The organism is Dyadobacter sp. NIV53, assembly GCF_019711195.1.
Lineage (GTDB): Bacteria > Bacteroidota > Bacteroidia > Cytophagales > Spirosomataceae > Dyadobacter.
Window position 1 is genome coordinate 4,770,076 of the sequence record NZ_CP081299.1, and the last position, 13,919, is coordinate 4,783,994.

Here is a 13,919-nt window from a genome sequence, read left to right on the forward strand (position 1 = left end):
CATCGATACATTTCAATATATAGATATAATGTAACCGGTAGTTTCGCTAATTCGATATTTATCTATAAAACATATCATAAGTAATTCACTCCTAACTAAAATTTAATACAAAATGAAGAAAACAAATAGAAAAGCAGAATCTAACATATTGAAACATTCAAATATTTAAATTACTAAATTTATGGAAAATACGATCCAATCAACCAAAATTATATCAGGCCTCATACTTGCCGCGCTGATATTAGGCAGTGTACTTCTCAAAGGATACAACTCAAAAGGTACGGTGCCGGAGAAAGCAGCAGTTGTGAAAAAAGCACAAGGTGTTCCTGTTGACGGGCAGGTAATACGGTCTGGCTCATTAAATGAAGAAATGACAGTTTCGGGAACGTTAATGGCTTATCAGGAAGTAAGCATTATGAGTGAATTGAATAAAAAAGTAGTATCAGTTCATGCAAAGGAAGGGAAATTTGTAACGGCTGGTACGTTGCTTTTCAAACTGGATGATGCCGATCTGCTGGCAGAACTTGAACAATTGAGACAACAGGAAAAACTGGTTTTACTGAACGAAAGACGTCTTAAAGATCTGGTAGACAGGGAGGCGGCAATTCAACAGGATTATGACCAGGCATTTACAAATCTGAAAGTGCTGCAATCCAGAATAGAGCAGTTGAAAGTCACTATTGCGAAAACTTATATTCGCGCTCCGTTCAGTGGAAACCTGGGCATTGTAAATGTTTATACCGGCGCGTATGTATCGCCGGGAACATCACTCGTCCAATTGACAGACAACAGCCGTTTGAAAATTGACTTTGCAGTTCCGGAAAAACATGCCAATACTTTAAAAACCGGTGACGAAGTGCAGTATTATGTTGAATCCAATGAAAAGATTCACACAGCAAAAATTGTAGCTCACGAATCCAGCCTCGATCCGAACACAAGAACATTACTGGTACGTGCAGTTGGGAACAATACGAGCCACGAATTATTACCCGGACAAAGTGCACGCCTGACTTTACGTTTAAACACATCCGGTAATGCCTTGATGGTGCCTAACCAGGCTTTAATTCCTTCTTCAAAAGGTTACAGTGTGTATGTAGTAAATGGTAATAAAGCAGGATTGAAAAATATCGGGATTGGTCAGAGGAATGCATTTTCTGTGAATGTAACCAGCGGGCTTACCAGCGGCGATACTATTATTACCAGCAATATGCTGCGGCTGATACCAAATGCCGACATTCAACTGGTTTCAGTTAAATAACGAACCAGGTTGTAGCCAACAAATATTAACATCCAAAAAAAGGCCGGAAGCCCAGAGCCGAAAGCCGATAGCCAATAAAAAAATGAGTTCTATTTCACAAACCAGCATTTCCCGGCCTGTATTGGCCGGGGTAATGTCCATACTGCTTATACTTTTCGGGATCGTGGGTTACACATTCCTTGGTACCAGAGAATATCCTGTAACCGATTCACCGATTGTAATGGTTACAACGGTTTATCCCGGAGCCAGCGCAGATATTATTGCATCACAAGTAACCAAGCCACTGGAAGAAGCAATAGCCGAAGCAAACGGAATCCGTTCTGTATCATCAACTTCCCGCGAACAGGTTAGTATTATCACCGTAGAATTTGAGTTAAATGCCGACCTTGAAGCGGCTGCAAATGACGTACGCGATAAAGTTTCCAAATCCCGTCAGCAATTGCCAACGGACATTGAACCAACTATCGTTGAAAAAGCCGGACCGGCAGATTTCCTTGTTTTCCTGACAGTTCAGAGCAAAACAAAAAGTCTGGAAGATGTGACGGATTTTGTTAATATCAATGTAAAAGAAAAACTGCAATCCATTCCCGGAGTACGTCTGGTAGATTCTTATGCAGGCCGGAAACGTGCCATGCGTTTGAGAATGGACCCGGTAAAACTGGCCGCCTATGGGCTAACTCCGATTGATATTCAGAACGCTCTGCAAAAAGAAAATGTGGATTTGCCAAGCGGACGTATTGAAGGACAGAATACAGAAGTAACATTGAGGACGCAGGGAAGACTGGTCACAGAAGATGATTTTAACAATATGATCCTTCGTGAAAGTAATGGTGCAATTGTACGTTTCAAAGATGTTGGAGAAGCCATTATGTCTTCACAAAATGAGCGGACTGCCATGATCATTTACAATGGAAAAACAGCAGATTATGGGGTTGCGACGGGTATAAATCCTCAGCGTGGTGCCAATTCCCTGGCCATTGTGGATGAGTTTAAAAAGCGTTTTGACGAAATACAAAAAACAGCTCCAAAAGAATATGAACTTGCTTTGGGAAAAGACTTTACAGTACCGGTAAGGAATTCGTTATCAGAAGTGGAGGAAACTTTATTACTTGCTTTTGCACTCGTTTCACTCATCATTTTCATCTTTCTCCGCGACTGGCGTAGTACAATTATTCCATTGGTTGCCATTCCGGTTTCGATTATTTCGGCCTTTTTCATCATGTATATTGCCGGATTTTCTATCAATGTACTGACGCTTTTGGGATTGGTTTTAGCAATCGGGCTCGTTGTGGATGATGCGATTATTGTTCTGGAAAATATTTACAGCAAGGTGGAAAAAGGCATGTCACCCGTAATGGCGGCGCGGCAGGGTTCCGCTGAAATTTATTTTGCCGTTATATCTACCACGATCACATTGGTAGCCGTGTTTCTTCCGATCTTGTTTTTAGGAGGTTTAACCGGACGATTGTTTAAAGAATTTGCGATCGTTGTTGCTGGTTCAGTTACCATTTCAGCTTTCGTGGCACTTACCCTGACGCCGATGATGAGTGCTTATTTACTCAAATCCGGCACTTCTCATAACTGGCTTTACAAGAAAACAGAACCGTATTTTATCAAATTGAATGATGCATACGGACGTTCTCTGGCCGCATTTATGAAAGTCCGCTGGCTTGGATTTGTATTGCTTGCCGTTTCGTTCGGTGTTGCATACTGGCTTGCTCCCAAGCTGCCTTCTGAACTTGCACCTTTGGAAGACCGGTCTATGATCGGCCTGGCTGTAATTGCTCCTGAGGGAACATCCTATGAAAGTATGGAACAGAGTATGAAAGAGATCGGGAATTATGTCAGTGATTCTATTCCTGATCTCAATGCAGAACGTACCTATACAGCCATTGCAGCAGCTGGTGGAACATTAGCACAGCCGGTTAACGGAGGTTTTCAGTGGATATTTTTAAAAGAACCAAAAGACCGTACGAGCGGATTATCACAGCAACAGATATTTATGAAACTGGTGGCTGCTTCCGGCCGGTTCAGGAATGTGCTTATCATTCCGGTTCAAACGCCAACAATCGGTGGATATGGAAATTCACAACCCGTTCAATACGTGGTTCAGGCACCAGGTTTAAAAGAACTGATTAATGTGATGCCAAAATTAATGGCTCAGGTTGGAAGTAATCCGAAACTGAACTTTGCAGATGCCGATTTTAAAGTAAACAGGCCAGAGATCAGTATTTCAATAGACCGCCAGCGTGCTGCACAGTTGGGTATTTCAACACAATCGATCGGGCAGACTTTACAGCTTGCACTAAGCAGCAGGAGATACGGATATTTTATTCATAATGATAGGCAGTACGAAGTAATTGGACAACTGGACCGTAAAGACCGTTCAGCTCCTTACGATTTGCGTTCGCTTTATCTAAAATCAGGAAGTGGTGAAATGGTGTCACTGGACAATCTTACAAAATTGAATGAAGGGATAAGTCCTCCTGCTATTTATCGGTATAATCAATCTTACAGTGCAACGATTTCTGCGACGCCGGCTGCCGGCGTAAGCCTGGGAGAAGCGATCAAAGAGCTGGATAAAATTACGGTGAAGGAACTTCCAAAAGGATTCAGCACGTCGCTTGCAGGACAGAGCCGCGATTATTCCGAAAGCAGTGAAAGTCTGGTTTTTGCATTTATTTTCGCCATTGTACTCATATATCTGGTTCTGGCTGCACAGTTTGAAAGTCTGATTGATCCGTTTATCATTTTGCTTACCGTTCCAATGGCGCTGACGGGTGCATTGTTAAGCCTTTGGTTCACAGAGCAAACGATCAATATTTTCAGCCAGATCGGTATCATTATGCTCATAGGGCTGATCACTAAAAACGGTATCCTGATTGTAGAATTTGCCAACCAAAGCAAAGAAGAAGGAAGTAGTATTATTGAGGCTGCAAAAATTGCTGCGGTATCGCGTTTCCGGCCAATTTTAATGACAACTCTGGCGATGATCTTCGGGACATTACCAATTGCATTGTCCCTCGGAACCTCATCCGGAAGCCGTCAGTCACTGGGAATTGTTGTGGTCGGTGGCCTGATCTTCGCCGGGATTTTAACGCTTTATGTAATTCCAGCCATTTATTCTTATTTCTCACGACCATTTAAAGGCCATTTGAAAGAGGACGAAAATCCGCTGGTTGAAGAGCTTGTACACCATTAGCAGTTTATAGACTTTCCAGGACTAGGCGTCCCCGACTAGGCGTCCCCGACTGGCGTCCGCGACTGGGCGTATCAGACAAGGCATATCCGACTTTAAAACCTGGAAAGTCTTCAGTAACAAAAAATCAAAGTCCCGTTAGGGACGCAACATTACAAATCATGAAAAATCATATTCAAAATATTCTCACAAAAGTCTTATGGCTGGCCATTCTGGCTATAATTCCAATTATTACCAATGCCCAAAATCAATCGCTTTCTTTAAAACAAGCCATAGCACAAGCGAAAGTCCATAACCGCGACTTACGAATTGACTCGTTGAATATTTCAAAATCCAGGCAGCAAACTGAAATAACCAAAGGTTTACTTTTACCAAGTGTAAGTCTAACCGGACAGTTTCAGCGCTATTTGCAACGCCCTGTTTTCTTTGGATTGAATTCCAGTTCAACATCGGAAGGTGTAGGTTATGCCCGGTTTGGCGGACAGGAAATCACCGGTGCACAGGTTACTTTGGCTCAGCCTCTATACAATTCAGGGACAAAACATGAAATCCAGAGACGGAAACTATTGGAAAAACAAAGCCAGTTATCTTATCAGGAGCGGGAAGTGGATGTTGTGGCCAGAGTTAAGCAAAATTATGTGCAGTTACTGGTTTTGCAGGAAAGGCTTAAATTACAAAAAGAGAGCATATTACGTAACAAAAAGGCTTTGGCAGATTCCCGTTCATTACTTGCACAGGGACGTGCGCTTCGGGTAGATACCTTACGGGCTTATACTTCGGTGAAAAACCTGGAACCGGATGTTTTACGCTTAACTTATGCTTTGCAGATCAGTCAGCAGCAATTGAGTGTACTGATTGGAAATGAAGCCGAAACCGAACTGTTTTTGTCTGACTCCCTGCAATTTAACCCTGCCGAAACCGTCCCTGTGGAAGATGGTATTTTTACAACATCTCTTCGCAGGCCTGATTTCCAGATTCTTACTTTGAACAAAGAGATCAATGATAAAGAAATTGAGTTGTACAAATCAGCACGCAGGCCGGTTGTAAGTTTTATCAGCCAGTATCAGCTGCAAACCCAAACAAACAAATTCAGGTTTGATCATGCAGGATGGCCACCCGTTTTTTATGCAGGCGTCCAGTTTGCTATTCCGTTATTCAGCGGTATGCAGAATGTGAACAAAATCGCATTGGGTAAAATCGAAAGACTGCAAACAGATATGATTTATCAAAATGCGCAGGAACAGCTCAAAACAGAAGTAAGGCAAGTTGTAGCAAGTCTCTACGAAACTTCACAACGTATCAAAACCCAGCAAAATGTTTCTGAAACAGCAGAATTGAGTTACTCAATTACCAAATACCGCTATGAAAAAGGTGTGGCATCAAGACTGGAATTAATAGACTCCGAATTCGCACTGACAACAGCAAAATCCAATTATCTGGAAGCAGTTTATGATTATTTGTCTTCAAAAATTGAACTGGACAGGACAATGGGGAAAGTAGAGGAGGGGTTGTAGGAATATTTGGGAGTCTGCGGCCATTTCAAATACTTCAAACTTTCATTATCTTTCGAACACAAGGTTAGAAAGAAATAATTCATGAAAAAAATCCTGCCGATAATTTTACTCTCCATTATTTTCATTGGAAGCGTCAACAAATCTATCACTCCAAAAGAAGGTTTCATCCAGGTAAAAGGTGGCAGGATCTGGTACAAAATAGTAGGGTCAGGAAAAGGTGTCCCGCTTTTACTGATACACGGCGGTCCCGGGAGCCGGAGCTGTGACGGAATTCCGGGATATTCCACTTTAAGTAATGACCGGCCCGTTATTTTTTATGACCAGCTCGGTTCCGGGCACTCAGACAGGCCGACAGATACAACACTTTGGCAGTTGCCGCGATTTGTAGACGAAGTTACAGCATTGCGTAAAGAGCTAAATTTGAAAGAATTGCATATTCTGGGAAGTTCCTGGGGCGGCACTGTTGCTGTGGAATATATGGTTACACAACAACCAAAAGGAATTAAATCAGTCATTTTTGCTGGCCCGCTGATCAGTACGTCACGGTGGATGAAAGATGCACAGATTCTGATTTCACAATTATCACGGCCCGTACAGGATACCATTCAGAAATATGAACAGTTACGGTTGTACGATAATCAGTCATATGTAGCAGCAACAGATTCATTTAATATCAAATATCTGAGCAGAAAACCAGGGCCAAGGGCTACGGTTACAGATTGTGAAGGAGTGGGGAAATCTAACCGTCAGGTATACCGCTATATGTGGGGCCCAACGGAATTTAATGCTACTGGTACCCTCAAAACTTTTGAAAGAACTGCAAATCTTCACGAAATTAAACAGCCCGTTCTTTTCGTTACTGGCCAGTACGACGAAGCCAGGCCCGAGACTATGTATGAATTTCAAAAGGAAATTCCAGGGTCAAAAGTGGAAATTATTGCGAATTCAGGACATAATAAACTGCGTGATAATCCGGAGCAATATCTTGCTTCGATCCGGAATTTTTTGACTGCAATTGACAAATAACCTAAAAAAAGACCGGGTTTATCTATTTAAAAATTTTTCTACTTCTTCTTTATAATTCCTTCCAATCGGAATCTGATGTTCATTCAGTACAATCCTGTTGTTTCTTTCAATCCGCGTGATTTTAGGAACGGATACTATAAATGATTTATGAACTCTGATAAAACTGCTTTTTGGAAAAATATCCAGCATGGCTTTGATAGAACCTTTTAATACAATTTTTGAAGAAAGGGTATAAATGATCGCGTAATCTTTAAGGCCCTGAATATGCGTCACTTCATCAAATTGTAGCTTTATCCGTTGAACACCACTTTTAACAAAAACAGAGCCGGAAACTACTTCCGGGGAATTGTCATCAATATTGGTGTTCTGATCTTTCAAAAGCAGGAATTCATGAATCTTTTCGATAGCGTGCAGGAACCGGCTGAATGAAATCGGTTTAAGCAGGAAATCAATAACGCCCAGCTCAAAACCTTCAAAGGCATAATCGCGGTAGGCAGTGGTAAATACAGTCAGCGGCGGCTCAGGTAACGATTTTAAAAATTCAATTCCGGTCATTCCAGGCATTTCAATATCCAGAAAAAGCACATCGGCTTCATGCGCCTGAAAGTAAAATCGGGCTTCGCGGGCATTACTGAACTGGATGACAGACGTGACAGAATCATGCTTTGTCAAATAGCCTTCCAGCACTTCGCGTGCGAGTGGTTCATCGTCGACAATTACACATCTGAGCATGAATTATGATTTTCAATTTTTCTTTTATTTTACAAACAATTAACAAATCAAGGTTGCCATATCAAAGTTAAACTTAGTTTGTTAAGTCAATCTGAAGATCAGCCACAAACGAATTTCCTTTGTCGTTAATAGTCAGATTGTATTTTGCCGGATAAAGTAATTCCAGGCGTTTTTTTAAATTATCCAGTCCAATCCCGCCTTTTTCCTGCTTTTCTGGCATTTCCGGTTTGCTGTTTTCTACATTCAGTTTGATCAAAGATTTATTTATTTGAAGGTCACCATGCAGCCATGCGTTATCTGTTTGCCTGCTTACACCGTGTTTCATTGCATTTTCCACAAGTGGTAAAAGAAGAAATGGTGCAATTTCCTGGCCATTTATTTCACCTGAAACTTTAAGACTAATATCGGAATGATCTCCAAAACGCAGTTTTTCTAACGAAATGTAAGTATCCAGATAGCTGATTTCCTTTTGCAGTAACACTTTTGAATTATCACTTTCATAAAGCATATATTCCATCATTTCGGATAATTTCAGCACCACATCCGGCGCCAGATCAGATTTTTTTAATGTCAGTGCATATAGGTTGTTAAGTACATTGAACAAAAAATGAGGATTTACCTGCGAACGAAGAAAATTGACTTCGGCCTGCAACTTTTCGACCGTTATTTTTTGCAGGATTCGCTGCTGTTCGTACCAGTCAATACTCAGTTTGAGTGCCAGCATAAGCCCAAGATACCATAAGGTACTGAAGAAATTATATGACAATGTTTCCACCCAGTCGCTATTGTGCATCGGGCCGATCACATAACCGTACAGATAAAAATCAAACAGGCTTTGTAACAGCAAATAACCGGTTACCGAAAGTCCTACTGCTGTAAAGTATCGTAAATAGTGTTTTTTCAGGAGGTATTTTGGCAGAAAATAGTTCAGGTTTAAATAGGCGATCAGTATCAGAAGTAATATTCTGCCTGCTACACAAACCACAAAATAGGGCATACTTGCCTTGTAGATCAGGTATCTTTTTTCATAAATAAAAAAACCGGTAATCAAAATCCAGTATAGTGCATGCACCATTGCATATTTCAGGGGCTCCTGCCTTTTTTGAAAATGGAAGTTTAACGGTTCTGTCAAAGAAATCCATTGATTTGAGATTAAAGTAATGCAGTTCTTTAATTTATAAATAATCCCTGAATTTTGTATCCATGATAAATGAAAACAAAATATTCAGTTCAGTAAAATAATATAGACGAACGACGGAAATAGTAGAGGAATGAAGACTGGAATGCGTTGACGTAATATTAAATTGTTGAAATTTGGAATGCATCTTATTTACAATTTGTATCAGTCATCTATTATTATTGCTGTTTGTCTACTAATTTTTGCCGTGTAAAAGTGATTTATTTGATTTGTTTAAGCAATAAAATAAATACTGGAAATCATGAAGAATCTGATCGCTATTTTGTTGATACTAGGTTGTGCAAACTGCTTTGCCCAAAGTAAGAAAGTGGGCGGACCGTGTGAAGGATGTGAAGCGATTTATGAAAATACAGTTCCTTTTGAGAAGCTTCCGGCAATCATAAAAATGCCGGAAGTTAGCTGGGAAGGCAAAAAACCTTTGGGGATAAATGGCATTGTGTACAAAGCCGACGGAAAAACGCCCGCTCCGGATGTTATTCTTTATCTGTACCATACGGACGAAACGGGTCACTATCCCAAAAAAGGAGATGAAAAAGGATGGGCCAAACGCCATGGATATCTTCGCGGCTGGCTGAAAACGAATGTAAAGGGTGAGTACAAATTTGTAAGCATCCGGCCTGCGCCTTATCCCGGTGCTACTGAACCTGCCCATATTCATATAACTGTAAAGGAGCCAGGTATCAATGAATATTATATTGATGAATTCCTGTTCTCCGACGACCCGTTACTTACCTCTGAAAAACGCTCCAAGCTGGAAAACCGGGGCGGAAGCGGGATTATACAGATAATCGACGTAGGCAATATGTATAAAGGCGAGCGGAATATCTATTTAGGAAAAAATATTCCTGATTATCCATTGCAAAAATAGCCTCCAGTAATCGCATTTACTGCCCCTTTCATTTTGTATGGAAGGTGGAAAGCCATTTCCGGATTACATCGTTATACTTCATTTTTTTCTGTAAACAACATGAGAAATTTAAATTTCACATTGCTGTTTCTTCTATTGTTTCCAATATTATCAACAGCACAAAATGTTGATAATATTGGCGTTATAAAAGGTGAGGTTGTAGATTCAGTGACTTTTTCGGTTATTCCCTTCGCTACAATATCACTTTATCGGAATGATAAACTGACAGATGGCACATTTACGGATAGCCTCGGCCGGTTCTGGTTAAGAGGCCAAAAGCCAGGTAGTTATTTTATCACATTTAGTTTGTTCGGATATGATTCCTTAAAAACTAAATTATTTACCATAAATCCTGAAAATCCGATGATTGATCTGGGAACTATCAAAGCAGTTTCACGGGCAAAAACTCTTAACGCAATTACAGTACGCGGACAAAAACCATTGATTGAACAAGGGCCTGACAGAATTATATTCAATGCGGAAAGTTTGCCTTCTGTCGCTGGCTCAGATGCTTCTGATGTGCTCAGAAAAGTGCCGTATTTATCAGTGGATGGCAATGGCGGGCTTTCTATGCGAGGCAGTTCAAATGTGAAGGTCTTCATTGATGGCAAACCTTCTGAAATTTATGCCTCGTCCGTTTCAGATGCTTTGAAGGCTGTAAGCGGAGAGAATATTGTAAAGGTGGAGGTGATCACAAATCCTTCTGCCAGATATGATGCTGAAGGAACCGATGGCGTGGTGAATATTTTTACGCGTAAAAACAGGAATAATGCAACCAATGGGAATATCAGGGGAGTTTTAGGAAATCGCGCTGAAAATATCATGACAGATATTCACAGCAGCTATGGCAAATGGCTTTTCAATATGGATGCTTTTTATCAAAAATACTGGAACCGGAACGGGTCGGAACTGGAAAGGGAAACAATTACAACAAAACTTGTACAGGTTAACGAATCCAGGCAATCGGGAGATTATTTCTTTGGCGGGTTCAACTTTCTTTATAGTCCGGATTCGCTGAATACCCTAAATATCGGTTACCGCGCCCGCCGCATGCCGAATTCGACGACTAATATTTCCGAAAATTTTACAGCTGATAACGACAACCTTATCCCTTCCTTTGAAAGAAATATCATAACGCCTGATAAGAATAATGGTAATACTTTTAATGCCGGATATACCGGGATTTCGAAAAACGGGCAAAGAGAATTTTCTCTGTTAGGCATGTGCATACTGTCGGATGGAATGAGCGGTTATGACCTGAAACAGACACAAAATGAAATTATTGATTACAAAGAAAGATATAATAGTAAAAGATGGAGCCGTGATTTTACAATTCAGACTGACTACACGCAATCGTTTAGCGAGCTATGGAAGTGGGAGGCAGGAGCGAAGGTTATACAAAAGAGCTTAAAAAATAAAAGCGTTTTTGAAATATATAATTTTCAGGAAAACGTGCCAGTGAATGATCCGGACAGATCCAATACTTTTTCTTATCGAAGCACAATTTATGCATTGTACAACAATGTGACTCTGAAGCTAAAAAAATGTTCATTAACGGCAGGAATCCGATATGAACAAACAAGGCTGAATGCTGTTTTTAAGGATACTTCACTACATATTCCTTCTTATGATAATGTCGTTCCCCAAATCCTTGTTAACCGTGTTTTTGGTGAAAAAACGAGTTTGAAGTTTAGCTATTCCATGAAACTGGTAAGGCCTTATACCACTTATCTTAACCCGACTATCAATCGGAATGATTCGCTTGATTCACAATTTGGCAATCCGTATTTAATGCCGGAAATTACGAACCGTTATCAGATCAGCTACACGCGTAATGACCCGAAGTTATTCAAAGACTTGATGGTGTTTTTCAATAATAACCGGAATAGTATCGAAAATATCAGAACACCCGCCCCAGGAGGCGTATTTGAGAGTACCTGGAAAAATATTGGGCGGAATCAACGTTTAGGGTTATCTGCAACAGCCACCTGGAAACCAGTTTCAGCACTTAGTTTTGGAGCAACATTTACAGGTCAGTATGTTTGGCTAAGAAGCCCTGCCATGCAAATTTCAAATTCAGGCCTGATGCGCCAATTGGTTTTAAATTTCAGCTTTAAACTTCAAAATGGGTACAGTATCGACTGTTACGGATTTTTTGATGCCAGAAACTTACGGTTACAGGGTTATCGTTCCGGATGGAAATTTTACAATCTGACCTTTAACAAGAGGTTTAAAGACGAACGGTTGGGGTTAAGCCTGCGACTGGAAACATTTCTGACTCCCTTCACATATATTGAAGAAGATTTCACAACAGAATCTTTTCATCAGTTTCAGGCTTTTCGTTACCAGAACCAAAATTTCAGGTTAACGTTTTCCTGTAAACTTGGTAAAAAAGAGATCAAAAATCCCAAAATGAAACAGATCGAAAATGGAGATTAGGAGCAAATTTTTGTGATCCAAAACCGATCTTATATTTTTCTCTTTTTAAAAGCATACAGGCTATAGTAATTTTATGGCATTGTTTTTGTGATCTTTACACTACGCGGAATGTAACACATTCCTGAAAGCATAAAAACACTAAGTAACTATGAAATCACTTACAAAAGAAGGACAGCAAGCTATTGATGAAATTGCCGGTAAATACGATTTGAAATCGCAAAGTGTGGAAGCAATGGTGAAAGCTATTGTAAATGGTAATGGCACAATGGCACAATTTAATATTCCCGAATTAGGTGGCAATGGTCAGTGGATGAAAGGTGGTATGACAATGGTAGGCGATATGTTTAATAATTCTCTCAAAGCCACTGTTGATAAATTATGTACAGAATTGTCAGCCCTGATATCCAGCAGGGTAATTTTTGAAGAACAGGATAAACCTTCCGACGCTTTCAAATTTAGTACATCTGGCGGCCCATGGCCTTCTGTTTTTGGTAATCCAACTTCAAGCGGTTCTCAGAATAATTTTAAATATGCTTATTTCGCACCCGTACGGCGTCTGGTAATTGAGGAAAATGGTAAGCAATTAATTTACGATACAAAACATCATAATATTTCCGGCGTTTCGCAGCAGCAGGGCTCCGGCAACTCTTACAAGTTTACGAGTCAGGATGGGCCAGTTGATGTTTCGCAGTTACCATTAATTTCGGAGCCGGACAATTCTGATCCTGAGAGACATGAAGAACAAACGCAGGAAATTCCAGGGATGGCCTATGATGTAACGCATGTTCAGAGTTCAAATATCCATAAAACGGAATCTGCCTCTTCGGATAATATCATTGCTACCATTGAAAAGATAAGCGCACTTTATGAAAAAGGCCATATAACAGAAGAGGAATTCAAGGCCAAAAAGCAGGAATTACTGGCAAGGTTATAAAGTTAAAATAGGTGTAGACCGAGTATAAAGAGCGGTTGCGGCAGAGAATGCAAAAGAAGTTAAACTTTGTGTTCTCTGCATTTTTTTTATTAGATGTAAAACTTTTAAGCACAAAAAAAGGCCGGGAATAAATCCCGGCCAATCTTCATTATTTGGTTTTTAGTATTATTTAGCTATTAATAGCCTGATGCATGTCTCTATATTTCTTGATCAAGTTGTGTGATTCCAGTAATGCTGATTTTTGGTCAGTAATTAATTGTCTTACGTTAGTCGGTAATTCAGCGTCGGTTGCCAAAGCATCTGCGTAAGCCTCCTGTGCAGCGTCCTCGCCATATTCACAGCTTTCCAAAACGGAAGTTCTGTCTTTACCTGTAAATGTTGCTTTGATATCCATCCATACTCTGTAAATCTTACCAGAATTTGTAGTTCCGGTTTCAACTTCGCCACCCAAAGAAGAAATTTCTTTACTTAATTCGGCAACATATTCGCGGCTTTCATTTGCCATTTTTTGAAATATTCCTTTCAAATCTACGTCAATACCTTCTGTTTCTGAAATTGCCCTTTCGTATCCTTCAATACGGTCGTTATTAATTTTAACAAGGTCATTCAATACTTCAACAAGATTTTCATTCGCTTCCATAACACTTAATATTTTTGGTTTAGATTTATCCGTTTGTCAATTATGATTACAGATGTTAAATTTTTGTGCCAA

10 protein-coding genes are annotated in these 13,919 nt (G+C 40.2%); 7 read left to right on the top strand and 3 right to left on the bottom strand.

The window, feature by feature from the left end; translation table 11 throughout:
* The first annotated feature begins 181 nt into the window (after positions 1 to 181).
* From KZC02_RS19605 to KZC02_RS19620, 4 genes are all read left to right on the top strand, one after another.
* Positions 182 to 1,258: an efflux RND transporter periplasmic adaptor subunit gene (locus tag KZC02_RS19605; RefSeq protein ID WP_221390246.1), complete on the top strand. Its 1,077-nt coding sequence runs from the start codon at positions 182 to 184 to the stop codon at positions 1,256 to 1,258.
* 82 nt (positions 1,259 to 1,340) lie between these two features.
* On the top strand, positions 1,341 to 4,460 hold the full coding sequence (locus tag KZC02_RS19610; RefSeq protein ID WP_221390247.1) for an efflux RND transporter permease subunit: 3,120 nt from the start codon (positions 1,341 to 1,343) through the stop codon (positions 4,458 to 4,460).
* Between the two features lie 158 nt (positions 4,461 to 4,618).
* Complete coding sequence (locus KZC02_RS19615; RefSeq protein ID WP_221390248.1) at positions 4,619 to 5,971, top strand: TolC family protein; 1,353 nt, start codon at positions 4,619 to 4,621, stop codon at positions 5,969 to 5,971.
* 81 nt (positions 5,972 to 6,052) lie between these two features.
* Positions 6,053 to 6,997, top strand: coding sequence for a proline iminopeptidase-family hydrolase (locus tag KZC02_RS19620; RefSeq protein ID WP_221390249.1), 945 nt, complete (start codon positions 6,053 to 6,055; stop codon positions 6,995 to 6,997).
* Positions 6,998 to 7,015: 18 nt separating this feature from the next.
* Here KZC02_RS19620 and KZC02_RS19625 read toward each other — a convergent pair whose 3' ends face one another.
* On the bottom strand, positions 7,016 to 7,729 hold the full coding sequence (locus KZC02_RS19625; protein WP_221390250.1) for a LytTR family DNA-binding domain-containing protein: 714 nt from the start codon (positions 7,727 to 7,729) through the stop codon (positions 7,016 to 7,018).
* Positions 7,730 to 7,802: 73 nt separating this feature from the next.
* Entirely contained in the window at positions 7,803 to 8,804 is a 1,002-nt protein-coding gene (locus KZC02_RS19630; RefSeq protein ID WP_221390251.1) for a sensor histidine kinase, read from the bottom strand.
* 364 nt (positions 8,805 to 9,168) lie between these two features.
* Here KZC02_RS19630 and KZC02_RS19635 point away from each other — a divergent pair, with 364 nt between their 5' ends.
* From KZC02_RS19635 to KZC02_RS19645, 3 genes are all read left to right on the top strand, one after another.
* Complete coding sequence (locus tag KZC02_RS19635; protein ID WP_221390252.1) at positions 9,169 to 9,795, top strand: intradiol ring-cleavage dioxygenase; 627 nt, start codon at positions 9,169 to 9,171, stop codon at positions 9,793 to 9,795.
* Positions 9,796 to 9,894: 99 nt separating this feature from the next.
* On the top strand, positions 9,895 to 12,273 hold the full coding sequence (locus KZC02_RS19640) for a TonB-dependent receptor (protein WP_221390253.1): 2,379 nt from the start codon (positions 9,895 to 9,897) through the stop codon (positions 12,271 to 12,273).
* A 148-nt stretch (positions 12,274 to 12,421) separates the two neighbouring features.
* The gene (locus tag KZC02_RS19645) at positions 12,422 to 13,207 is read left to right on the top strand and encodes an SHOCT domain-containing protein (RefSeq protein WP_221390254.1); all 786 of its coding nucleotides are present in this window, start codon (positions 12,422 to 12,424) and stop codon (positions 13,205 to 13,207) included.
* Between the two features lie 169 nt (positions 13,208 to 13,376).
* On the opposite strand, the gene KZC02_RS19650 is transcribed toward KZC02_RS19645, so the two are convergent.
* Positions 13,377 to 13,847, bottom strand: coding sequence for a PA2169 family four-helix-bundle protein (locus KZC02_RS19650; protein ID WP_221390255.1), 471 nt, complete (start codon positions 13,845 to 13,847; stop codon positions 13,377 to 13,379).
* Positions 13,848 to 13,919 lie beyond the last annotated feature (72 nt).